Consider the following 21,584-nt stretch of genomic DNA (forward strand, 5'->3'; position numbering starts at 1 on the left):
GTCCGCCACCTGACGGGCTGACAGATGTTGAAATCTGTCAGCCCAAGTCCCATAGTGGAGTTCATGACGAACTCCACTCCGCGCGTCACCCGTCGTCGGGTCCTCGGCACGACGGGTCCCGAGGTCTCCGCGCTCGGCCTGGGCTGCATGGGCATGTCCGACCTGTACGGCCCGGCCGACGAGGCGGAGAGCGTGGCGACCATCCACGCCGCCGTCGACGCGGGCGTGACGCTGCTCGACACCGGCGACTTCTACGGCATGGGCCACAACGAGCTGCTGATCAGCCGGGCCCTGCGCGACCGCCACCGCGACGACGTGGCCATCAGCGTCAAGTTCGGCGCGCTGCGCGACGCGGACGGCGGCTGGCACGGCAACGACAACCGGCCCGAGGCCGTGCGCAACTTCCTGGCCTACACGCTGCGCCGGCTCGGCACGGACCACGTCGACGTCTACCGCCCCGCCCGCCTGGACCCGGCGGTCGGAATCGAGGAGACCGTCGGCGCGATCAAGGAGGAGGTCGAGAAGGGCCGGGTCCGCCACATCGGCCTGTCCGAGGTCGGCGCGGACACGCTGCGCCGGGCGCACGCGGTCCACCCGATCGTCGACCTCCAGATCGAGTACTCGCTGCTCTCGCGCGGCATCGAGGAGTCGATCCTGCCGACCGCGCGCGAGCTCGGCATCGGCATCACCGCGTACGGCGTGCTGTCGCGCGGCCTGATCTCGGGCCACTGGACGGCGTCCCGGCGGACCGACGACTTCCGCGCGGTCTCACCGCGCTTCCAGGGCGCCAACCTCGACCACAACCTGTCGCTGGTGGAGGCGCTGCGCGCGGTGGCCGCGGAGAAGGGCGCCACGGTCGCCCAGCTCGCCATCGCCTGGGTCCTGGCGCAGGGCGAGGACATCGTGCCGCTCGTGGGTGCCCGCCGCCGCGACCGGCTGGCCGAGGCGCTGGGCGCGCAGGACGTCACGCTCACCGAGGCGGACCTGGCCCGGATCGAGGCGGCGGTCCCGGCCGACGCCGCCGCGGGCGACCGGTACGCGCCCGCCCTGATGGCGCACCTGGACAGCGAACGCTGACCGGGGACGGGGTGGCCCGCCGGTGCGCGCACAATTGACCGGACGAACGGGCGACACCAGGGGAGCGGCACGTGGCGGAAGGCGCACTGACCGCTGAGGTCATCCTCAGCACCACCGAGGACGTCCTGCGCCGCTTCGGCCCGGCCAAGGCGACCGTCGTGGACGTGGCACGCGCGCTGGGCGTGAGCCACGGCAGCGTCTACCGGCACTTCCCGACCAAGACGGCGCTGCGCGAGGCCGTCACCCAGCGCTGGCTCGACCGGGCGCACGCGGGTCTCAGCGAGCTGGCCGCCGCCGACACCCCGGCGCCGCGGCGGCTGCGGGACTGGCTGTCCGCCCTGTTCGAGGCCAAGCGCCGGAAGGCGTTGGGCGACCCGGAGCTGTTCGCCACGTTCTCCGTGCTGGTCGACGAGAACAGCGCCGTCGTGGCCGCCCACATCGCCGCGATGGTCGAGGACCTCACCAGGATCGTCGCCGACGGCGTCGCGTCGGGCGACTTCACCACCCCGGACCCGGCGGTGAGCGCGAAGGCGGTGTTCGACGCCACGGCCCGCTTCCACGACCCGGCCCACGCCGCCGACTGGTCCGCCCCGGACGTCGACGCCGCGTTCGACGCCGTGGTGTCGCTCCTGGTGGCCGGACTCCGATCCCGGGACTAGGAAGCCGCGGCGCGCGCATCGGGGGTGCGCACGCCGCGGCCTGGTTCGCGGCGGGTCAGGCCGTGGTCGCGGTGGTGACCAGGGCGTCGCCGCTGCCGGTGCGGCCGGTGATGAACAGGGCCGGTTCGTCGACCGGCGGGGTGTCGGAGACGTCCAGGTCGCTGCGGGCCGAGCCGGAGCTGGACACCAGGTCGACCTGGGCCGCCACGCCCGGCCGCACGCCCACGCGCACGTCGCCCGAGCCGGTGCCGAGCTGGAGACGGCCCGCGGCGGCGTCGGCGATCGTGACGTCACCGCCGCCCGTGCGCACCTGCACGTCGTGCTGCACGGCGCCGAGCCACACGTCGCCGGTGCCCGTGTAGATGACGGTGTTCCCGCCGACCGACGACACCTCGATGTCGCCGCTGCCCGTCTTCGCCCGCAGCCCGCCGGGCATCGGCCCGAGCCGCACCTTGCCCGAACCCGAGTTGACCTGCGACGACGCCTCGGCGCGGTCCGCGGTGACGTCACCGGTACCGGTCTGGACCTCCAGCCGGCCCGCCGCGCCCGTCACGGTCACGTCCGCCGAGCCCGCCTTGGTGATCACGTGCGAGCCGACCGGTGCGCGCACCGTGACGCCCAACGGCACCGCGCGCAGCGGCAGCGCCTTGGACGAGTGCACCTTCACCCGGCCGCCGGACAGCTCGACGCGCGCGTCCCGCACCGCGTCCGCCGGACCGCTCGGCTGCCCCTGCGCGCCGCCGAACTGGTTGTTCACCCAGTTCAGCAGCCCGTTCAGGCCCGCCGACCACGACTCGCCCGGCGACGGGTCGTGCTTGACCTCGACGTGCACGCCCGGCTCGTCGACCAGGTGCACCCGCACCCGGCCGGCGAGCAGCGCCACGTCGACCTCCACCACACCGTCGACCTCGAAGCTCTGCTGCCGAACGACATCCGATTCCATGATCCCCCCTCAGCCCTGCACCCAGCCGCGCACGCGCGAGGACGACGACGACTCGCGCCCCGCCTGCTCCCTCGGCGGCCCCCAGTGCTTGTGGCCACCGCCACCCCCGCCGCGCCGCCCGCCGACCGCGCCCTGCACGGCCTGCGCGACGAACGTGTTCAGCGACATCCCCTGCGCCGCGGCGGCCTGCTCCGCCTTGGCCTTCAGCTCGTCCAGCAGCCGCAGCGTGACGCGCGTGGCGTCACCGGCGGAGGGCCGGGGGACTTCCTGCGGCTCGGGTTCGTGCTCCTCCCGAGCGGCCGCGCCGGTGACGACCACCTGCACGTCCCGTCCGTCCAACCGCACGTCGACCACGGGGCCGTCGAGGGCCGCGGTGACCTCCGCGGCCAGGTCGGACAGTGCGTTCATGAGCGCGAGCCGCGCGGCGGGCTCCAAGGCGGCGGACAGCAGGGCCGCGGTGCGCCGCGTGCTGTCGTCCCCGGCGGAAGCGGCCGTCGCGAGGTCCTCGCGCAGTGCTGCGATGTACGGCGACAGATCCATGACACCACCATGACGCCATTCATGACATCAGTCAAGGGAACCGGTGATGTCGTCCCTGACGGCACGGTGCGGAGGCGCCGAGAGCGGGCGGGCGGGAGCGATACGCTGGAAGATTGCTCTCGCTGCTCGACTAGGCTGCCCGGCGAAACCAAGTGCAAGGAAGGTTCGTCGTGACCGAAACGGTGTCCCCGCACGTCCAGCTGATCGCGAAGACGGAGTTCTTCCCGCCTGCGGACGTCCCGTGGTCGACCGACGCCGACGGCGGCGAGGCGTTGGCCGAGTTCGCCGGTCGCGCGTGCTACCAGTCGTGGACCAAGCCGAACCCCGCGACCGCCACCAACGCGGGCTACATCAAGCACATCATCGAGGTCGGCCACCTCTCGGTGCTGGAGCACGGCTCGGTCAGCTTCTACCTGACCGGCATCTCCCGGTCGCTCACCCACGAGCTGATCCGGCACCGGCACTTCTCGTACTCGCAGCTGTCCCAGCGGTACGTGCCCGAGCGCAACGCCGCCATGGTCGAGCCGGACGTCATCGCGAACGACCCGGAGCTGCACGAGAAGTTCCTCGCCGCCGCCCAGGCCGGCCTCGACGCTTACAACGAGCTGCTCAAAGGCCTGGAGGAGAAGTTCTCCGACGTGCCCAGCGCGACCCTGCGCCGCAAGCAGGCCCGCCAGGCGGCCCGCGCGATCCTGCCCAACGCCACCGAGACCCGCATCGTGGTGACCGGCAACTACCGCGCGTGGCGGCACTTCATCGCGATGCGCGCCACCGAGCACGCCGACGTGGAGATCCGCGCCCTGGCCGTGGAGTGCCTGCGCCAGTTGCAGAAGGCGGCGGCCAACGTGTTCGCCGACTTCACCATCTCCACCCTGGCCGACGGCACCGAGGTCGCCTCCAGCCCGCTGGTCACCGAAGGCTGACGGCCGGTGAAGCGGCTGATCGTCGACGTCCGGCCGGATGAGTACACGGTCGCCCGGCTGCCCGCCGACGCCGCCGTCCCGGCCGGGCTGCTCGACGCACCCGGCCTGGTCTCGGTGACCAGGACGCCGGACGAGCTGTCGATCGTGTGCCCGTCGGCGCACGCGCCCGAGGCGGACACCGCGCAGCCCGGCTGGCGGCTGCTGACCGTGCGCGGCCCCCTGGAGTTCACGCTCACCGGCATCATGGCCGCCCTGTCGGGCGAGCTGGCCGCGGCGGGCGTGAGCCTGTTCGCGCTGTCCACATACGACACCGACCACCTGCTGGTGAAGGCGGCCGACCTGGCCCGCGCCGTGCAGGCGTTGCGCGCCTCGGGGCACGAAGTCACGAAACCGTGAAACCGGATCGGGCGGGACGGGGTCTGAAGTAGCGTTCCGCCCGGTCCGCGGTCGGGGTTTCGAGGAGTGACGGTGACTGGTCCGACGCAAGGTGTGAGCGCCCGACCCCGCGTGATCGCGGGCAGGTACACCCTGCTCGCCGAGCTGGGGCGCGGCGGCATGGGCGTCGTCTGGCGCGCCCAGGACAACGTGATCGGCCGCCAGGTGGCCATCAAGGAGCTGCACCTGCCCGACGGCATCGCGCCGGACGAGCGCCGGGTGCTGGAGGAGCGGGTGCTCCGCGAGGCCCGCACCGCGGGCAGGCTGAACGACCCCGGCGTGGTCACCGTCTACGACGTGGTCGCCGAGCACGGCACGAACTTCATCGTGATGGAGCTGGTCGAGGCCGCCACGCTGTCCACTTTGATCAGCGCGCACGGCCCGATGCCGCAGGACCGGGTCGTCTCCATGGCGATCCAGGCGCTGTCCGCGTTGGACTCCGCGCACCAGGCCGGGATCGTGCACCGCGACGTCAAGCCCGGCAACCTCATGGTCACGCCGAACGGCCGGGTGAAGCTGACCGACTTCGGCATCGCCCAGGCCGTGGACGACCCGCGCCTGACCACCAGCGGCAGCCTCATCGGCTCGCCCGCCTACATGTCTCCCGAGCGCATCCACGGCAACGAGGCCTCGCCCGCCTCCGACCTGTGGGCGCTGGGCGCGACGCTGTGCTACGCCGTGGAGGGCGCGAACCCCTACGAGCGCTCGACGACCGCGTCCACCCTGCACGCGATCATGAACGAGATGCCGCGGCTGACCAGGGCGCACGGCGTGCTCGGCGCGGTGATCACCGGCCTGATGATGCCCGACCCGAACGCCCGGCTCACCGGCCCGCAGGCCCGCGCCATGCTGGAGCGCGCGGTCGCCCAGCCGACGCCGCCGACCGGGTTCGGCGCGCCGCCGCCGAACGCGACCATGCACTACACCCCGCCCACCGCGGTGCGGAAGCCGTGGCTGAAGGGCCTGTTGATCACCGGCACGGCGGTGGCCGCGGTGGCGCTGCTGGTCGCGGGCGTCTTCCTGGGCCGGTGGTGGTTCACCGACCAGCCGCCCGCCGCGATGGCCGAGACGGTCACCTACGGTCCCGGCGGCACGATCGAGGCCTCGCAGTTCAAGGCGGGCAACGAGCAGTGCGGCGACAACCTGGTCGACCCCAACACCACGGTCAACTACACCGACTGCGACGAGCCGCACCGGGTCGAGGTGTACGCGGCGGCCGAGCCGTTCGGGTCGGCGAAGATGGCCTACCCGGGCGAGGAGTGGCTGCGCGGGTACGCGGAGGACTTCTGCACGCTGCACTTCATGTCCGACCGCGTGCCGGCCGAGGACAAGGAGTCCAAGCTGCGGTACGTGGCGATCGTGCCGACCTCCGGCATCTGGCTGGAAGACCCGGCGAAGGCCTCCTCGTCGGACAAGCGCTACCGCGACGTGGCGTGCGTGCTGTGGAACAAGGACGGCACCGCGCTGAACGACCAGGTCTACGCCAAGTAACGTGGGGCCATGGGCGTCGCGCGGGACGAACGCAGGCTGTTGACCGAGCTGTTCGCCGAGGTCGGGCCGGACGCGCCCACGCTGTGCGACCCGTGGCGCACCCGCGACCTGGCCGCGCACCTCGTGCTGCGGGAACGCCGGCCCGACGCGGCGGCGGGCATCCTGGTCAAGGCCCTGGCCGGGCACACCCGGCGGGTCCAGGACGCCTACGCCGCCAGGCCGTGGGACGAGCTGGTCGACCTGGTCCGCTCCGGCCCGCCCCGGCTGTCCCCCTACGCGCCGGCCGACGAGCTGGTGAACGCCGTCGAGTACTTCGTGCACCACGAGGACGTCCGCCGGGCCCGGGACGACTGGGAGCCGCGTTCACCCGATCCGGTACGAGACGCGGTGCTGTGGCGGCGGCTCGCCCCGACCGCCCGGATGATGTACCGCAAGAGCCCCGCCGGGGTGGTGCTGCGCCGCCCGGACGGTGAGGCGATCGTGGCCAGGCGTGGCGCGGACCCCGTGGTGCTGACCGGCCACGTCTCGGAACTGGTGGTGCACGCGTTCGGCCGGTCCGCCGCGCGCGTGGAGTACGACGGCCCGGCGGAGGCCGTGCGGCTGGTGCGCGACCTCGACCGGAGCATGTAGTCGCAGCTTGCCGAGGGTGACGCGGTAGATTTCCGCATATGACCGCAAGTCCTGCCGCCGCGCCCGGCCGACCGTTCGGCCGCGTGCTCACCGCCATGGTCACCCCGTTCGACGCGGAGGGGGCGGTGGACCTGGGCAAGGCCCAGCGGCTCGCCGAGCACCTGGTCGAGCTGGGCAACGACGGCCTCGTGGTCAACGGCACCACCGGCGAGAGCCCGACCACCACCGATGCGGAGAAGGCGGACCTGATCCGCGCCGTGGTCGAAGCGGTCGGCGACCGCGCCACCGTGGTGAGCGGCGCGGGCACGTACGACACCGCGCACAGCGTGCACCTGGCCAAGCAGGCCGAGGCGGCGGGCGCGCACGGCCTGCTGCTGGTCACGCCGTACTACTCGCGGCCCACCCAGGCGGGTGTGTCCGCGCACTTCACCACCGTGGCCGACCAGGTCGGCGTGCCCGTGATGCTGTACGACATCCCGCCGCGCTCGGTGGTGCCCATCGAGGTGGAAACCCTGCTGCGGCTCGCCGAGCACCCGCGTATCGTCGCGGTGAAGGACGCCAAGGGCGACCTGCTCGCGGGCAGCAAGGTCATCGCGGCCACCGACCTGGCCTACTACTCCGGTGACGACCCGCTGAACCTGCCGTGGCTGTCGGTCGGCGCGGTCGGCTTCGTCAGCGTCATCTCGCACATCGCCGCGGACCGGCTGCGCGACCTGCTCGACGCGTTCGAGTCCGGCGACGTCGCCGGCGCGACCGCGATCCACCAGTCGCTGCTGCCGCTGCTGCGGCCCTTCAGCCGGATGCCCGGCGTGACCTACGCCAAGACCGCGCTGCGTTTGCGCGGCCTCGACGTGGGCGACCCGAGGCTGCCGCTGGTACCCGCTTCAACCGAGGACATCAAGGCCGTCGAGGCCGAATTGGGAGTCAACGCGTGATCAACCCGAGCTCACCCCCGCCCGCACTGCCCGACGGAGGTCTGCGCGTCGTCGCACTGGGCGGAATTGGCGAGATCGGCCGCAACATGACGGTGTTCGAGCACGCCGGCCGGCTGCTCGTCGTGGACTGCGGCGTGCTCTTCCCCGAGGACGACCAGCCTGGCGTCGACCTGATCCTGCCGGACTTCCGGGCCATCGAGGACCGGTTGGACGACATCGAGGCGCTGGTGCTCACCCACGGGCACGAGGACCACATCGGCGCGGTGCCGTTCCTGCTCAAGCTGCGCCCCGACCTGCCGGTGGTGGGCTCGCGGTTCACGCTGGCGCTGCTCGCGGCCAAGTGCAGGGAACACCGCCAGACGCCGAAGCTGATGGAGATCACCGACGGCGAGCGGCGCGCGTTCGGGCCGTACGAGCTGGAGTTCTTCGCGGTCAACCACTCCATCCCGGACGCGGTCGCGGTCGCCATCCGCACCTCGGCCGGCCTGGTGCTGCACACCGGCGACATCAAGCTCGACCAGCTGCCGCTGGACGGCAGGCTCACCGACCTGGCCGGGTTCTCCCGGCTCGGCGACGAGGGCGTCGACCTGTTCCTTGTGGACTCGACCAACGCCGAGGTGCCCGGGTTCGTCGCACCCGAGCGCGAGATCGGGCCGGTGCTGGAGAACGTCATCCGCAAGGCCAACCAGCGGGTGATCGTGGCGTGCTTCGCCTCCCACGTGCACCGGGTGCAGCAGGTGCTGGACGTGGCCGTGCAGTACAAGCGGCGGGTGGCGCTGGTCGGCCGGTCGATGGTGCGCAACATGGGCATCGCGGCCGAGCTGGGCTACCTGAACGTGCCCGACGGGCTGTTCGTGGACCTCAACGAGGCCATGGAGATGCCCGAGGACCAGGTGATGTTCGTGTCGACCGGGTCGCAGGGCGAGCCGCTCTCGGCGCTGTCGCGGATGGCGCGCGGCGAGCACCGGCAGATCTCGATCAAGGCCGGGGACACGATCGTGTTGGCGTCCTCCCTCATCCCGGGCAACGAGAACGCGGTGTTCGGCGTGGTCAACGGCCTGGCGCGGCTCGGCGCGACGGTCATCCACCAGGGCAACGCCAAGGTGCACGTGTCCGGCCACTCGCCGGCCGGCGAGCTGCTGTTCCTCTACAACGCGGTGCGGCCGTCGAACGTGATGCCGGTGCACGGCGAGTGGCGGCACCTGCGGGCGAACGCGGCGCTGGCCGTGGCGACGGGCGTGAAGGCCGAACGGGTCGTCATCGCCGAGGACGGCGTGGTGGTCGACCTGGTCGACGGCAAGGCGGCGATCAGTGGCAAGGTCGAGGTGGGCCACGTCTACGTGGACGGCCTGTCCGTCGGCGACGTCGGCGAGTCGACCCTGTCCGACCGGCTCGTGCTCGGCGAGGGCGGTTTCATCGCGATCACCGTGGCCGTGGACTCCAACAGCGGCCGGGCGGTCGCACCGCCGACCGTGTCCGGCCGCGGTTTCTCCGACGACCCGAAGGCGCTGGACCAGGCGGTGTCGCTGGTGGAGATGGAGTTGTCGCGCACGGAGGCCGAGGGCATCACCGACTCGCACCGCATCGCGCAGGCCGTGCGCCGCGTGGTGGGCCGCTGGGTCGCCGAGACCTACCGCCGCCGGCCGATGATCGTGCCGACCATCATCCCGGTGAACTGAATCCGCGTGCGGCGCGTGGCGGGGAGGACCTGACGTGGCCGAGGTGCTGCTGTTCCACCACGCGCACGGGGTGACGCCCGGTGTCACGGCCTTCGCCGAGCGGTTGGCGGAGGCCGGGCACACGGTCCACGTGCCCGACCTGTACGAGGGCCGGGTGTTCGTGGACCTGGGCGCGGGCATGGACTACGCGCACGAGGTCGGTTTCGGCACGATCGCCGAACGCGGCCGGCTCGCCGCCGAGGGGCTGCGGTCCGACCTCGTGTACGTGGGGTTCTCGCTGGGGGTGCTGCCCGCGCAGCTGCTGGCCCAGACCAGACCGGGTGCCGCGGGTGCGTTGCTGGTCGGCGCGTGCGTGCCGGTGACGGAGTTCGGCCCGGCGTGGCCCGCGAGCGTCCCGGTGCAGGTCCACGCCATGGCGGACGACCGCTCGTTCGTCGACGACGGCGACCTCGACGCCGCGCGTGCCCTGGTGGCGGGCGCGGCGGACGGCGAGCTGTTCCTGTACTCCGGCGACAAGCACCTCTTCGCCGACCCGAGCCTGTCGTCGTACGACGAGGTGGCCGCCGTGCTGCTGATGGAACGCGTGCTGGCGTTCCTGAACTAGGCGCCCGGTCCGGTGGGCCGATCGCCCACCGGACCGGGGTCCCGCTCTCGTGGGGGAGCCGCGCTCAGCCCTGGTCCGGCCGCCACGGGCTCCTGCCCGTCGTCGGCCGCGTCGGGTCGTGGAACTTCGGCAGGTCCGGCTCGTCGACCCGCAACGGCACCAGGCCGGCCGTGATCGCGCGCATGATCCGCTCGTGCGCCCGCCGCGCGTCGCCCGGCTTGCCGTCCGCCAGCCCGGACAGGTCCACCGGCTTGCCGAAGTGCACCTTGAACGTCGGCCGCTTGCGCAGGCCGCGCACGTAGGACGTCAGGTAGGGCTTGGCGTCGGCCCACCCGCCGACGTGGGTGTTGCCCCAGTAGACGGCCTCGTGCGCGCCCCACTGGCTGACCGGGACCACCGGGATGCCGCCGCTCAGCGCGAGCCGCGCCGCGCCGGTCTTGCCCCGTTCCGGCCACAGGCCGGGGTCGAGGCTGATCCGGCCCTCCGGGTACATGGCGATCGGGTCACCGCCGCGCCGCAACACCTCGACGGTGCGGTGGTAGGCGTCGCCGACGTCCGCCGCCGAGCGGTCGACGCGCACGTGGCCGGACGCCTTGAGCAGCGGTCCCAGGACCGGCGCGTCGAGCAGGCCGCCCGCGAGCAGGAAGCGCGGCGCGACGCCGATCCGGCGGCACGCGGCGATCAGCACGAACGGGTCGAGGTTGCCGATGTGGTTGGACGCGAGCAGCAGGGGACGTCCCCTGAGGTCCGCCGGGATGTCACCGGTGACTTCGAGTCGTCCGCTGAGACCGACGAGCCCCTGGTCGACGGCGGTCAGCACGCGCCACAGCAGTGGTGTGGGCACAGCGCGACAGGCTACGGCGTGTCGAGGTGTCGGCGCACCGGCTTCGGGGCAACCATGGGCGTCGAGCAGCGCACGTCACGTCGCCCTGTGAACCGTGGGGCCGCTGAGGCTTGAGGGACTACCGTATACACATGGCCGGCCGAACTGGGACCTCGCGCAAGGGCACGACCCGTCGCACCGGATCCGGGTCGAAGCCGCGGGCCGGCGCGTCCCGACCGGCCGCCAAGCGCCCACCCGCCCGGCGGGCGCCCGCGAAGAAGTCCTCCGGATCCGTCGGCCGGGTCTGGGGTCTGCTCGGTCGCGGTGTCGGCTCTGTGGTCCGCGCGGTCGGCCGGGGCAAGGAGCTCGACCCGGCGCACCGCCGTGACGGGCTGGCGCTCGTGCTCATCTCGGTGGCCGTGATCACCGCCGCGGGCGTGTGGTGGCAGGCGGGCGGACCGGTCGGCCAGTGGGTCGACGTGGCCGTGCGCAGCTCCGTCGGCGGTCCCGCGGTGATCGTGCCCGTGGTGCTGCTGGCGGTCGGCGTGATGCTCATGCGCACCGACCCGAACCCCGAGGCACGACCTCGCCTGGTGATCGGCACGATCCTGGTGCTGGTCGGGTTCCTGGGCATGTTCCACCTGGCGGGCGGCCTGCCGATGGACCCCGTCGCCCGCCGTGACGCCGGTGGCGCGCTGGGCTACCTCTCGGGCGGGTTCCTCGCCCAGGGCCTCACGTCGTGGGTCGCCGGACCGCTGCTCGTGCTGATCTTCGCCTACGGCGTGCTGCTGCTCGTGCACCTGCCGGTCCGCGAGGTGCCCGGCAGGCTCGGCAGCCTGCTGCACCGCAAGCCCGACCAGCTCGACGGCTTCGGCGCGGACGACGACGACCTCGAGCCGGAGGTCGAGGAGAAGCCGGCCAAGCTGCGCCGCCCGTCCCGCAGCCGCCGCCAGGCCGTCGCGGACGTCGCCGACCAGCAGCCCGAACTGCCGCTGGACGAGGAGCCGCCACCGCCACCACCGGTCGCCAAGCCCGCGCCCAAGCCCAAGGCCACGCCGGAGACCCCGAAACCCGCCGCGATCGCCGTGCGCGCGGTGGAGGGCGACTACCGGCTGCCGCCGCCGACCATCCTCAAGGACGGCGACGCGCCGAAGGCCCGCAGCAAGGCCAACGACCTCATGATCGAGGCCATCTCCGGCGTGCTCGACCAGTTCTCCATCGACGCGCAGGTCACCGGCTTCACCCGCGGCCCGACGGTCACCCGCTACGAGGTCGAGCTCGGCCCCGGCGTGAAGGTCGAGAAGATCACCGCGCTGACCAAGAACATCGCCTACGCCGTCGCGACGGACAACGTCCGGCTGCTGGCCCCGATCCCCGGCAAGTCCGCGGTGGGCATCGAGGTGCCCAACAGCGACCGCGAGATGGTGCGGCTGGGCGACGTGCTGCGCTCGCCGTCCACGGTCAAGGACAACCACCCGATGGTCATCGGGCTGGGCAAGGACATCGAGGGCCACTTCGTCACCGCGAACCTGACCAAGATGCCGCACCTGCTGGTCGCGGGCTCCACCGGTTCGGGCAAGTCGAGCTTCGTGAACTCGATGTTGGTGTCGCTGCTGGCCCGCGCCACCCCGGACGAGGTCCGGATGATCCTGATCGACCCGAAGATGGTCGAGCTGACCCCGTACGAGGGCATCCCGCACCTGATCACGCCCATCATCACCCAGCCGAAGAAGGCCGCCGCCGCGCTGGCCTGGCTGGTCGAGGAGATGGAGCAGCGCTACCAGGACATGCAGGTCAACCGGGTGCGGCACATCGACGACTTCAACCGGAAGGTGCGGTCGGGCGAGATCACCGCGCCACCGGGCAGCGAACGCGCCTACCGGCCGTACCCGTACATCATGGCGATCGTGGACGAGCTGGCCGACCTGATGATGACCGCGCCGCGCGACGTCGAGGACGCCATCGTCCGGATCACGCAGAAGGCCCGCGCGGCGGGCATCCACCTGGTGCTGGCGACGCAGCGGCCGTCGGTGGACGTGGTCACGGGTCTGATCAAGACGAACGTGCCGTCGCGGCTGGCGTTCGCCACGTCGTCGTTGACCGACTCGCGGGTCATCCTGGACCAGCCGGGCGCCGAGAAGCTGATCGGCATGGGCGACGGCCTGTACCTGCCGATGGGCGCGTCGAAGCCGGTGCGCATCCAGGGCGCGTACGTCGGCGACGACGAGATCTCCGAGATCGTCAACTTCACCAAGGACCAGGCGCAGCCCGAGTACACCGACGGCGTCACGGCGGCGAAGGCGGGCGAGAAGAAGGAGATCGACGCCGACATCGGCGACGACCTGGAGCTGCTGATCCAGGCGGCCGAGCTGATCGTCACGTCCCAGTTCGGCTCGACGTCGATGCTGCAGCGCAAGCTGCGGGTCGGTTTCGCCAAGGCGGGCCGGCTGATGGACCTGTTGGAGACGCGCGGCGTCGTCGGCCCGTCGGAGGGGTCGAAGGCGCGCGAGGTGCTGATCAAGCCGGACGAGCTGGACTCCGTCGTCTACCTGATCCGCGGCGGTTCCGGCCCGGACGACGACGCGGACGACGACTGAGCGCGCGTTCGGGCGGAAATGCCGATGTCGAATGCGCCATCGAATAGCGCGGTCGAACAATCGAATGCGCGCGCGTTCGCTTTCCGGGCGTTGACCCGGTGACCATTGGGCTGCAATAGTTCGCTCATCCACCGCCGCGTCGCCAGGTATCCCCGTGCACCACGAGTCGAAGCGATTCGACTCGCAGTGCGCCGAGTGGGCAGCGTTGCCCGGGAAGAAGCGTCATGAACAGGATGCGTTCGGCCGCCGTGGCGGTCGCGTTGGTCGGGTTCCTCCTCGGCTCCACCGGTGTCGCGCAGGCCGCGACCTGGTCGTCCAGCGACCAGTGGGCCACGTGGTCCAACGGCGGGTACACGGTCCGCAACAACATCTGGGGCTCCGGCGCCGGGTTCCAGTCGATCTGGGCGAACTCCTACAGCAACTGGGGTGTGTGGGCGAACCACCCGAACACCGGGGGCGTGAAGTCGTACCCGCACTCGGCGAAGATGGTCAACCGCAAGCTCAGCGGCCTGAGCAGGTTGTCGAGCTCGTTCAACGTGACCAGGCCCGGCTCGGGCGCCTACGCGACGGCCTACGACATCTGGGCCGACAACCACGCTTACGAGATCATGATCTGGATGAACAAGCAGGGCGCCGTCGGCCCGATCGGGTCGAGGCAGACCACGGCGTCGGTCGGTGGCCACACGTGGGACGTGTACCGGGGTTCCAACGGCTCCAACGCCGTGTTCTCGTTCGTGCGGACGAGCAACACCGACGCCGGCACGGTGGACGTGCTGGCGGTGCTGAGGTGGATCGGGTCGCGCGGCTGGTACGGCGACGTGACCGTGGGCGACGTGCAGTTCGGCTTCGAGATCACCTCGTCGTCGGGCGGCATGGACTTCCGGTCCAACAGCTTCTCGATCACCACCTGATTCCCGCCCGCACCCGCTCACGCGCCCGGAATCGTCAGACCCTTCGGGCACAATAAAAGCAGGGGTCCCCTTGCCGGGGACCCCTGCGAAGCGTTGCGGCGTCACGCGTTTTCGGCGGGAGTGCGTTGTCCACCCGCCGAAAGGGGATCAGCTCGCGCCGAACTCCCGCACGGCCTGGTAGTACAGGTCCGCCGTGCGGTTGCAGGACCAGTTGCCCGCGCACTGGTGGTACAGGTCGGACTTGAAGTTGTTGTCGATGCGCAGCCGGGTCGTCTCGTTGAACCGCCCCTGCCGCTTGTAGTTGCGGTAGCCGAAGTCGTGCCGGTGGCAGGCGGGCAGGAACTTGAACCCGAACGGGTTGTCCGGCGACCACGAGCAGCCGTCCGACGACCAGTCGAGCTGGTCGCTGTACGGCCGCTGCGCCCGCAGCGAGCTGAACTGCGCCAGCGACTTGCTGAACAGGTAGTCGTCGGTCACGGCGGGCGCGTTGATCGCCGCCTGGCCGACACCGGCGCCGGCCAGCAGGGCGAGCGAGGCGACCACGACGGCGAAGGCGTTGCGCAGGGATTTCGCGAGCACTGTTTTTCCCCTCGGTTCTCGGGCTTGAGGGGTTCTTACCGGCCGGGGATCAACGCACAACAGCCCCGATCGGCTCATACCGCGTCAACGACGGGTGAACATCGCGCCGCACGCGATCGCCGCGGCCGGCCGCACCGGTTGACCGCGCAGTCCCAGCAACGCCAACACATCGGCGTCCGCCGCACCGCCCAGCAGGTACCCGCCGAGCCGCTGCTGGGCCATCCGGAGGCAGACCGACTGGGCCGCCGCGCCCACTTCCAGCGGCCCGAACCGCCCACCGCGCTGCCCGTACCCGGCCAACACCGGCTGGTCCGCCAGGACGAGCGCCGGCACGACCGCCGGTTCGGCGTCGGCGGCCGGCACTTCGCGCAGCCGCACCCAGTCCGGTGCCGGCCCCACGTCCTGCACGGCGTGCCTCGTCGCGTCGTACCGGACCACCCGCCCGTTCAGCCCGTGCCGCACGTTGCGCGGGAACGCGTAGCAGCGCACCGGGTGCAAACCACCGGCCGACGGGCAGGACCGGCCGTCGTCCTCGGCCAATGCCGCCGGCACCGCGTTTCGAGCTGCCCGGAACAGCCGTTGCGGCCGGTCGAGCGGCTGCGGCTCGGTCGGCGGCTCGACCGGCGTCATGACGTCACCCCAGCGGATGTGGTGCGGGATCGGGGAACCGGCCGGACCGGCCCGGGTAGCGCCACGCCACGTCCGCCGCGCGCCCGCCCAAGTGCGGCCACCGGTGGTCGGCGTGCAGCGGCGCGAGGTCGGGGGACAGCACGCGCACGCACCGCAGCCCCGCGGTCGCCGCCTCGGGCGTGGTCGGCTCCCGGTACGCCGGGCGCACGTTGAGCGCGTCCACGAGTTCGCGCAGCCGGGCGGCGTCACCGCGGGCCGCGGAGTCGCGCGGCCCCGCTCGCCCCACCACCACGGCGACGCGCGCCACTCGTCCCAGTGGTCCGCGTAGTACAGGGCGTGCCGGTCGAAGTCGGTGACCTCGTCCAGCGGCCGGCAGGGGCCCTCCGGCTCACTGACCGTCCCGAGTGGACTGCGCGCGGCCGGGTACCGGTCCGCGGCCTCGGCGATCACGGCCCGCTCCGCCTGCTCGGGCTCGAACGCCGCGCCACCGGACGTGCCGCCGGTCGCGAACGGCCCCGGCGCCGCGGCGAACCCCGAACGTCCACACCGGACAGGGTGCGCGGCACGGGGGTGCGGCCGCGACACCACGCCCTGCCGCCACCCGACGGCCCGTTCCAGCAGCGCGGCCGCGGGCGTGGTCACGTGGCACGCCGGCGGTAGTACTCCGACACCCACGGCCCGGCCAGGCACACCGCCGCCAGGTACGCGAACGCCGCCATGAACACCACCGGGCCCTCCGTCGCGGCGACCCGCGGCACCAGCAGGCACTCGGCGGCGAACAGCAACACCCAGAACACCAGCCGCTTCACCCCCGACCGCAGCGGGTGCCTGCCGATCGAGCGGTCGTACCGGTACCCCGCGCGCAAGCCGACCAGCGCGCCGACCACCGCGATCACGCCCACCTCCACGCGTAGTGCCGGACGACCAGCCACGCGACGACGGCCACCGCCGCGCCGTACCCCCGGATCGCGAAGGGCTCGCCCAACCGGGCGGGCAGGCCGAGCACGGGCAGCGCCGGGACCGGCTCGGCGGCGAACAACGCCATCCCCACCGCCAGCCGCTTCACCCCGCGACCGGGCTCGGCCGCGAAACAGGCCCGCAGCAGCGCGCCGACCGCGCCCGCGAGGGCGTAAAAGGGCCGGCGCTCGCCGACGTCGAGGAACGGCGAGGCGAGCACCCAGGGCAGGAACAGCGACGCCGGCAGCGCGATCGCTCCGCCGACCGCCGGGACCGCGCAGCGGCAACGGCAGCAGCACCACGTCGGTGTCGCGGTGGTCGTGTCGGGTGTGAACGGATCAGGAAGGCGCAGAGCGGTCGTCATCGGTCATCCCCACGGCAGGTCGACCCGGCCCACTTCGAACCGGGGGCACGTCTCGCGGTCCGCCGCCGGCAGCACGTCCTCGGCGGTGGTGGTGAACTCGTCCAGGTGCGGCGTCACGACCCGGTCCAGCAGCGCCGGCGAACCGGTCGAGTGCGTGCCGGGCCCAGCGCAACCGGAACTCGGCGGTCGTCGCGGCCGGGTGGCTCCGGATCGCCCCAGCGGTGCCGTGCGCGGACGGCCAGGCAGCCGAGGCAAGCGCTTGCGCCGAGCCCGGCGGGCTCCGTGCCGAGGACGCGCACGCCGACGTTCGGCGGCGCACCCGGCACGGGCAGGCCCGCCGGGCGCAGCGCACCCAGCGCCCGCAGGTGCTCGCGGACCGGCGCGGTGAGCCGATCCGGGTCGAGCGGGCGAGCCGAACCCCTCCGCACCGGCTCGAACAGCTCGACCAGCACCCGCGCCTCGGCGCCGGGCACGTCCGGGAGGAGGTGGACGGGGTCCGCCCCGGCGTGCACGACCACGCCCTCGTCCTGCACCCGGGCCCGCCGGCCGGGGTCGGGCACGAGCGCGGTCACCTGATCGGCTCGTCGTGCTCGTCGCCCCGGTCGAGGAACCGCCGGATCGCGGGCTCGTCGGGGAGTTCGTGGTCCTCCTCGGTCTCGATGAGACGTTCCGCGATGGGCACCGGTTCCTCGACCCACGCCGGCCGGAAGTCGTCGCCGGGCAGCAGTTGGTGGCGGCGGGCGAACTCCTCGGCGGCCTCGCGGATGGACTCGCGCAACGTGCCGATGACCACCGTCTCGGCGGTGTAGGTCAGCTCCACCAGCAGCGCCCGCATCCGGTCGAGCTGGTCGTCCTGGCCCGCGTTGTCGGCCAACTGCGGCCACAGCCGCCGTTCGAAGACCTCCACGAAGTCGGCCGCGATGCCGTCGGTGGCCGTGCGCAGGTTGGCGAACTTGTCCAGCACGTCGTCGCTCGGGACGGTCAGCGCCGCCAAGCGGTTGCCCGCTTCCAGCGCCCACCGGCGGACGTGCGGCCAGCCCCGGCGCCAGCGGACCAGTCCGAGCTGGGAGGCGCGGCGCAGGACGCGCGGCCGGACGTCACCCAGCGGGACCAGGCGGCTGATGTCGCGGACCTTGATCCGGACCCAGTCGTCGGGGCCCTCGGCCTCGCCGACGCCCAGCACGGCCGCGACGCTCGCGCCCTTCTCGCGCGCCTTCACCAGCTCGGCGATGGCGGGCAGGGAGAAGCCGCGCGACTGGAGGCGTTGGACCAGGGTGAGGCGTTCCAGGTGGGAGGCGTCGTAGTAGGCGACGCGGCCCTGCCGGCGGGGCGGGTGCAGCACGCCCTTGGTCTGGTACATGCGGATGGTGCTGCCCGGCAGGCCCACCCGGACCGCGAGCTCGTCGACCGTCAGCTGCTCCACGGCACCGATGGTGGAGGTCGGCGCTCGTGGAGTCAAGACTGTTCGAGTTTTTACTCGAAGAGTTACAGGTGTAGCAGCATGCGGGAGTTGCCGAGCGTGTTCGGCTTCACGTACGACAGGTCGAGGAACTCCGCCACGCCCTCGTCGGCCGACCGCATGATCTCCTCGTACACCTCGGGGGAGACGGGCGTGCCGTCGATCTCCACGAACCCGTGGCTGCCGAAGAAGTCGGTCTCGAACGTCAGCACGAACAACCGCCGCAACTGGAGCTCACGGGCGGTCTCGATCAACCGGTGCACGATCCGGTGCCCGATGCCGCGGCCCAGCGCGTGCGGCGACACGGCCACCGTGCGGATCTCCGCGAGGTCCTCCCACAGCACGTGCAACGCACCGCACCCGAGCACCACGCCGTCCTCTTCGGCGACCCAGAACTCCTGGATGTCCTCGAACAGCGTGACGAGCGGCTTGGCCAGCAGCACCTTGCCGGCGTAGGCGTCGATGAGGGCCTTCATCGCCCGAACGTCGCCGGTGCGGGCGCGACGCACGTTGATCGAGTCGTTCACGGTGCAAACGCTATGCCCAGCCGGTTCCGCGACCAACGCGGAGGTAACCCGAGTCGCACCGGCCCCCCGCGCCGACGGGCCGCCCGGCGTCCGGGAGCCCGCCCGCGCCGGCCGCGATCGCCGCCGCGGCCCTCGTGCCGCACGGCCCGCGCGTGCGTGACGGCGCACGGGCGGGTGGGGGAGGGGCGGGCGCCGGTTACGCTGAGCACCGTGTCTTCCCCCACCACGTCCAAGCGCGTCGCCATGCTGACCCTCGGGTGCGCCCGCAACGAAGTCGACTCCGAAGAGCTCGCCGGCCGCCTCACCGCAGGCGGGTGGGAGCTGGTCGACGACGAGGCCGACGTGGTCGTGGTCAACACCTGCGGCTTCGTCGAGTCCGCCAAGAAGGACTCCGTGGACACGCTCCTCGCCGCCGCCGACAGCGGTGCGAAGGTGGTCGCGGTCGGGTGCATGGCCGAGCGCTACGGCGCCGAGCTGGCCGACAGCCTGCCCGAGGCGAACGCCGTGCTCGGGTTCGACCACTACACCGACCTCGCCGACCGCCTCGACGACGTCCTGGCCGGTCAGACCATCGAGTCGCACCAGCCGGTCGACCGCCGCACGCTGCTGCCGCTCACCCCCGTGCAGCGCCCGAAGGCCGCCGAGGAGGTGCAGGTGCCGGGGCACGGGTGGGGCCCGCGCGTGCTGCGCACGCGGCTCGCCGACACCCCGGTGGCGCCGCTGAAGATCGCTTCCGGCTGCGACCGCCGCTGCTCGTTCTGCGCGATCCCGTCGTTCCGCGGCGCGTTCGTCTCCCGCCACCCGGACGAGGTGGTGGCCGAGGCGATGTGGCTGGCCGAGCAGGGCGTCCGCGAGGTGTTCCTGGTCTCGGAGAACTCCACCTCCTACGCCAAGGACCTGCCGCGCGAGCTGGGCGGCCTGGAGCTGCTGGTCCAGCGGCTGGCGCAGGTGCCCGGCATCGACCGCGTCCGGGTCTCCTACCTCCAGCCCGCCGAGACGAAGCCCACGCTGGTCAAGGCCATCGCCACCACCGACGGCGTCGCCGACTACTTCGACATGTCCTTCCAGCACTCCAGCGAGGCCGTGCTGCGCCGGATGCGCCGGTTCGGCTCCACCGAGTCGTTCCTCGGCCTGGTCGAGCAGATCCGCTCCCTCGCGCCGCGCGCGGGCATCCGCAGCAACGTCATCGTCGGCTTCCCCGGCGAGACGGAGGAGGACGTGGTCGAGCTGGAGCGGTTCCTCACCGCCGCGCGGCTGGACGCGGTCGGCGTGTTCGGCTACTCCGACGAGGACGGCACCGAGGCCGAGAACCTGCCCGGCAAGCTGGACGCCGACACCGTCGCCGAGCGCGTCGCCCGGATCTCGAACCTGGTCGAGGAGCTCACGTCCCAGCGCGCCGAGGAGCGCGTGGGCGAGGAGGTCGTCGTCCTGGTCGAGACCGAGGAGGACGACGAGAACGACTGCGTCGGCCGCGCCGCCCACCAGGCGCCCGAGGTCGACGGCGAGTGCGTCATCACCAACGCCGACGGCCTGAAGGTCGGCGACCTGGTGCGCTGCCGGGTGGACGGGTCCGAGGGCGTCGACCTGGTGGTCTCCGCGATCGAGGTGCTCCCGAGGTGACCGAACCCGCGCGCGTGCCGGTGCTGAACATCGCCAACGTGCTGACGATGTCCCGGCTGGTGCTCGTGCCGGTGTTCCTCTACCTCCTGTTCGCCGAGGACGGCCACCAGCCGTGGTGGCGGCTGGCCGCGTTCGGGGTGTTCGCGGTGGCGTCGGTCACCGACCACGTCGACGGCAACCTGGCCCGCAAGCACGGCCTGATCACCGACTTCGGCAAGATCGCCGACCCGATCGCGGACAAGGCGCTGACCGGCGCCGCGCTGGTCGGCCTGAGCCTGCTCGGCGAACTGCCGTGGTGGGTGACGGTGGTCATCGCCGTCCGCGAGCTGGGCGTGACCCTGCTGCGGTTCTGGGTCATCCGGCACGGCGTGATCCCGGCCAGTCGCGGCGGCAAGGCCAAGACGCTCGTGCAGATCGTGGCGATCGGCCTGTACGTGCTGCCCCTGCCCTCGTGGCTGGACGTGGTGTCGGTGGCCACGATGGGCGCGGCCGTGGTGCTGACCGTCGTCACGGGCGTCGACTACGTCATCCGCGCCTTCCGGCTGCGTGCCCGCGGCAAGCGGGCGGTGGCCGGGGCATGAGCGCCGCCGACGTCGTCCGGGCCCTCCGGGAGCGCGGCGAGACGGTCGCCGCCGCCGAGTCGCTGACCGCCGGCCTGGTGACCGCCGAGCTGACCTCCGTGCCCGGCTCCAGCGCCGTGGTGCGCGGCGGGTTGGTGGTGTACGCCACGGACCTCAAGCACACGCTCGCCGGCGTGGACGCGGCGCTGCTGGCCGAGCACGGCGCCGTGCACCCCGAGGTGGCCCGGCAGCTCGCCGAGGGCGCGCGCGAGCGCTGCGGGGCCACGTGGGGCCTCGGGCTGACCGGCGTGGCCGGCCCCGACCCGCAGGACGGGGTCGCACCCGGCACCGTCCACATCGGTTTGTCCGGTCCGTCCGGTTCCTCCGTCCGATCGCTCACTCTCGGTGGTGATCGTGACGAAGTCCGCAAGAGTTCGACAACGGCCGCGCTGACCTTCCTGCGCGACCACCTCAAGATCCCCGTCGAGTGACGTGAGCAGCGCGTTCCCCGTCACACCCGGACACGGACGCGGGAACTTACCGGCGGGTTCACTCGTTCGCCCTTGGCGGACGTGTCGGGAAGTCACTGCCCGTCGACGGGACGGGTCGGTAACGTGGTGGCACGGCCGGCCGGAAGGAGG

The 21,584-nt window shown here is 72.4% G+C and carries 25 protein-coding genes; 14 read left to right on the forward strand and 11 right to left on the reverse strand.

The features are described 5' to 3' along the window. The first annotated feature begins 63 nt into the window (after nt 1-63). Nucleotides 64-1,077, forward strand: a complete 1,014-nt coding sequence (locus FHX81_RS29320; RefSeq protein WP_141981319.1) for an aldo/keto reductase — start codon at nt 64-66, stop codon at nt 1,075-1,077. Nucleotides 1,078-1,148: 71 nt separating this feature from the next. Next, entirely contained in the window at nt 1,149-1,736 is a 588-nt protein-coding gene (locus FHX81_RS29325) for a TetR/AcrR family transcriptional regulator (protein WP_141981321.1), read from the forward strand. A gap of 55 nt (nt 1,737-1,791) precedes the next feature. Here FHX81_RS29325 and FHX81_RS29330 read toward each other — a convergent pair whose 3' ends face one another. Next, nucleotides 1,792-2,679 (reverse strand): DUF4097 family beta strand repeat-containing protein, encoded by an 888-nt coding sequence (locus FHX81_RS29330; RefSeq protein ID WP_141981323.1) that lies wholly within the window; start codon nt 2,677-2,679, stop codon nt 1,792-1,794. Between the two features lie 9 nt (nt 2,680-2,688). Beyond that, nucleotides 2,689-3,219, reverse strand: a complete 531-nt coding sequence (locus FHX81_RS29335; protein ID WP_141981325.1) for a toxin-antitoxin system HicB family antitoxin — start codon at nt 3,217-3,219, stop codon at nt 2,689-2,691. 170 nt (nt 3,220-3,389) lie between these two features. Here FHX81_RS29335 and thyX point away from each other — a divergent pair, with 170 nt between their 5' ends. The 7 genes from thyX (at nt 3,390) to FHX81_RS29370 (ending at nt 9,916) form a co-directional block, all read left to right on the forward strand. Beyond that, on the forward strand, nt 3,390-4,142 hold the full coding sequence (thyX, locus tag FHX81_RS29340; RefSeq protein ID WP_141981327.1) for an FAD-dependent thymidylate synthase: 753 nt from the start codon (nt 3,390-3,392) through the stop codon (nt 4,140-4,142). Nucleotides 4,143-4,148: 6 nt separating this feature from the next. Beyond that, complete coding sequence (locus tag FHX81_RS29345; protein ID WP_141981329.1) at nt 4,149-4,538, forward strand: ACT domain-containing protein; 390 nt, start codon at nt 4,149-4,151, stop codon at nt 4,536-4,538. 72 nt (nt 4,539-4,610) lie between these two features. Further along, nucleotides 4,611-6,068: a serine/threonine-protein kinase gene (locus tag FHX81_RS29350; RefSeq protein WP_141981331.1), complete on the forward strand. Its 1,458-nt coding sequence runs from the start codon at nt 4,611-4,613 to the stop codon at nt 6,066-6,068. A 9-nt stretch (nt 6,069-6,077) separates the two neighbouring features. After that, nucleotides 6,078-6,698: a TIGR03085 family metal-binding protein gene (locus FHX81_RS29355; protein ID WP_141981333.1), complete on the forward strand. Its 621-nt coding sequence runs from the start codon at nt 6,078-6,080 to the stop codon at nt 6,696-6,698. A gap of 38 nt (nt 6,699-6,736) precedes the next feature. Beyond that, a complete protein-coding gene (gene dapA / locus FHX81_RS29360; RefSeq protein WP_141981335.1) occupies nt 6,737-7,633 on the forward strand; it encodes a 4-hydroxy-tetrahydrodipicolinate synthase in 897 nt (298 codons plus the stop codon). Further along, nucleotides 7,630-9,312 (forward strand): ribonuclease J, encoded by a 1,683-nt coding sequence (locus FHX81_RS29365; RefSeq protein WP_170232213.1) that lies wholly within the window; start codon nt 7,630-7,632, stop codon nt 9,310-9,312. Before dapA ends, FHX81_RS29365 begins: the two co-directional genes overlap by 4 nt. A 34-nt stretch (nt 9,313-9,346) precedes the next feature. Beyond that, nucleotides 9,347-9,916, forward strand: coding sequence for a dienelactone hydrolase family protein (locus tag FHX81_RS29370; RefSeq protein ID WP_141981337.1), 570 nt, complete (start codon nt 9,347-9,349; stop codon nt 9,914-9,916). Nucleotides 9,917-9,980: 64 nt separating this feature from the next. On the opposite strand, the gene FHX81_RS29375 is transcribed toward FHX81_RS29370, so the two are convergent. Continuing rightward, nucleotides 9,981-10,760 (reverse strand): lysophospholipid acyltransferase family protein, encoded by a 780-nt coding sequence (locus FHX81_RS29375; protein WP_141981339.1) that lies wholly within the window; start codon nt 10,758-10,760, stop codon nt 9,981-9,983. 131 nt (nt 10,761-10,891) lie between these two features. Here FHX81_RS29375 and FHX81_RS29380 point away from each other — a divergent pair, with 131 nt between their 5' ends. Together FHX81_RS29380 and FHX81_RS29385 are read left to right on the forward strand one after the other, a co-directional pair. Then, on the forward strand, nt 10,892-13,336 hold the full coding sequence (locus FHX81_RS29380) for an FtsK/SpoIIIE family DNA translocase (RefSeq protein ID WP_141981342.1): 2,445 nt from the start codon (nt 10,892-10,894) through the stop codon (nt 13,334-13,336). A gap of 224 nt (nt 13,337-13,560) precedes the next feature. Next, complete coding sequence (locus tag FHX81_RS29385) at nt 13,561-14,247, forward strand: glycoside hydrolase family 12 protein (RefSeq protein WP_141981344.1); 687 nt, start codon at nt 13,561-13,563, stop codon at nt 14,245-14,247. Nucleotides 14,248-14,394: 147 nt separating this feature from the next. Here the strand turns inward: FHX81_RS29385 and FHX81_RS29390 are convergent, their stop codons facing one another. From FHX81_RS29390 to FHX81_RS29425, 8 genes are all read right to left on the reverse strand, one after another. Further along, on the reverse strand, nt 14,395-14,826 hold the full coding sequence (locus FHX81_RS29390; protein WP_246108022.1) for a phospholipase: 432 nt from the start codon (nt 14,824-14,826) through the stop codon (nt 14,395-14,397). 84 nt (nt 14,827-14,910) lie between these two features. Further along, nucleotides 14,911-15,456: a nitroreductase family protein gene (locus FHX81_RS29395; RefSeq protein ID WP_141981348.1), complete on the reverse strand. Its 546-nt coding sequence runs from the start codon at nt 15,454-15,456 to the stop codon at nt 14,911-14,913. 4 nt (nt 15,457-15,460) lie between these two features. Next, nucleotides 15,461-15,763, reverse strand: coding sequence for a YcaO-like family protein (locus tag FHX81_RS29400; RefSeq protein WP_141981350.1), 303 nt, complete (start codon nt 15,761-15,763; stop codon nt 15,461-15,463). A gap of 331 nt (nt 15,764-16,094) precedes the next feature. After that, nucleotides 16,095-16,352, reverse strand: coding sequence for a hypothetical protein (locus FHX81_RS29405; RefSeq protein WP_141981352.1), 258 nt, complete (start codon nt 16,350-16,352; stop codon nt 16,095-16,097). Then, the gene (locus FHX81_RS29410; protein ID WP_141981354.1) at nt 16,349-16,777 is read right to left on the reverse strand and encodes a hypothetical protein; all 429 of its coding nucleotides are present in this window, start codon (nt 16,775-16,777) and stop codon (nt 16,349-16,351) included. The genes FHX81_RS29405 and FHX81_RS29410 overlap by 4 nt, the downstream gene beginning before the upstream one ends. 113 nt (nt 16,778-16,890) lie before the next feature. Further along, the gene (locus FHX81_RS29415; RefSeq protein ID WP_141981356.1) at nt 16,891-17,349 is read right to left on the reverse strand and encodes a hypothetical protein; all 459 of its coding nucleotides are present in this window, start codon (nt 17,347-17,349) and stop codon (nt 16,891-16,893) included. Then, complete coding sequence (locus FHX81_RS29420) at nt 17,346-18,200, reverse strand: MerR family transcriptional regulator (RefSeq protein WP_246108023.1); 855 nt, start codon at nt 18,198-18,200, stop codon at nt 17,346-17,348. The genes FHX81_RS29415 and FHX81_RS29420 overlap by 4 nt, the downstream gene beginning before the upstream one ends. Before the next feature lie 62 nt (nt 18,201-18,262). Then, entirely contained in the window at nt 18,263-18,763 is a 501-nt protein-coding gene (locus FHX81_RS29425) for an amino-acid N-acetyltransferase (protein ID WP_141981359.1), read from the reverse strand. Nucleotides 18,764-19,006: 243 nt separating this feature from the next. Between FHX81_RS29425 and rimO the strand changes: the two genes are divergently transcribed. From rimO to FHX81_RS29440, 3 genes are read left to right on the forward strand one after another with little or no spacing between them, the layout of a single operon-like run. Continuing rightward, entirely contained in the window at nt 19,007-20,383 is a 1,377-nt protein-coding gene (rimO, locus tag FHX81_RS29430; RefSeq protein WP_141984198.1) for a 30S ribosomal protein S12 methylthiotransferase RimO, read from the forward strand. Next, entirely contained in the window at nt 20,380-20,964 is a 585-nt protein-coding gene (gene pgsA / locus FHX81_RS29435) for a CDP-diacylglycerol--glycerol-3-phosphate 3-phosphatidyltransferase (RefSeq protein WP_281291755.1), read from the forward strand. Before rimO ends, pgsA begins: the two co-directional genes overlap by 4 nt. Continuing rightward, nucleotides 20,961-21,434 (forward strand): CinA family protein, encoded by a 474-nt coding sequence (locus FHX81_RS29440; protein WP_141981363.1) that lies wholly within the window; start codon nt 20,961-20,963, stop codon nt 21,432-21,434. The genes pgsA and FHX81_RS29440 overlap by 4 nt, the downstream gene beginning before the upstream one ends. Nucleotides 21,435-21,584: the final 150 nt, after the last annotated feature.

Source organism: Saccharothrix saharensis, from assembly GCF_006716745.1.
Lineage (GTDB): Bacteria > Actinomycetota > Actinomycetes > Mycobacteriales > Pseudonocardiaceae > Actinosynnema > Actinosynnema saharense.

Excerpts from the sequence above, each read along its gene's own strand:
- FHX81_RS29395 (WP_141981348.1), bottom strand. The coding sequence starts at position 15,456 with ATGACGCCGGTCGAGCCGCCGACCGAGCCGCAGCCGCTCGACCGGCCG.
- FHX81_RS29320 (WP_141981319.1), top strand. The coding sequence starts at position 64 with ATGACGAACTCCACTCCGCGCGTCACCCGTCGTCGGGTCCTCGGCACG.
- FHX81_RS29440 (WP_141981363.1), top strand. The coding sequence starts at position 20,961 with ATGAGCGCCGCCGACGTCGTCCGGGCCCTCCGGGAGCGCGGCGAGACG.
- FHX81_RS29385 (WP_141981344.1), top strand. The coding sequence starts at position 13,561 with ATGAACAGGATGCGTTCGGCCGCCGTGGCGGTCGCGTTGGTCGGGTTC.
- FHX81_RS29410 (WP_141981354.1), bottom strand. The coding sequence starts at position 16,777 with ATGACGACCGCTCTGCGCCTTCCTGATCCGTTCACACCCGACACGACC.
- FHX81_RS29355 (WP_141981333.1), top strand. The coding sequence starts at position 6,078 with ATGGGCGTCGCGCGGGACGAACGCAGGCTGTTGACCGAGCTGTTCGCC.
- rimO (WP_141984198.1), top strand. The coding sequence starts at position 19,007 with ATGCTGACCCTCGGGTGCGCCCGCAACGAAGTCGACTCCGAAGAGCTC.
- FHX81_RS29335 (WP_141981325.1), bottom strand. The coding sequence starts at position 3,219 with ATGGATCTGTCGCCGTACATCGCAGCACTGCGCGAGGACCTCGCGACG.
- dapA (WP_141981335.1), top strand. The coding sequence starts at position 6,737 with ATGACCGCAAGTCCTGCCGCCGCGCCCGGCCGACCGTTCGGCCGCGTG.
- FHX81_RS29330 (WP_141981323.1), bottom strand. The coding sequence starts at position 2,679 with ATGGAATCGGATGTCGTTCGGCAGCAGAGCTTCGAGGTCGACGGTGTG.
- FHX81_RS29380 (WP_141981342.1), top strand. The coding sequence starts at position 10,892 with ATGGCCGGCCGAACTGGGACCTCGCGCAAGGGCACGACCCGTCGCACC.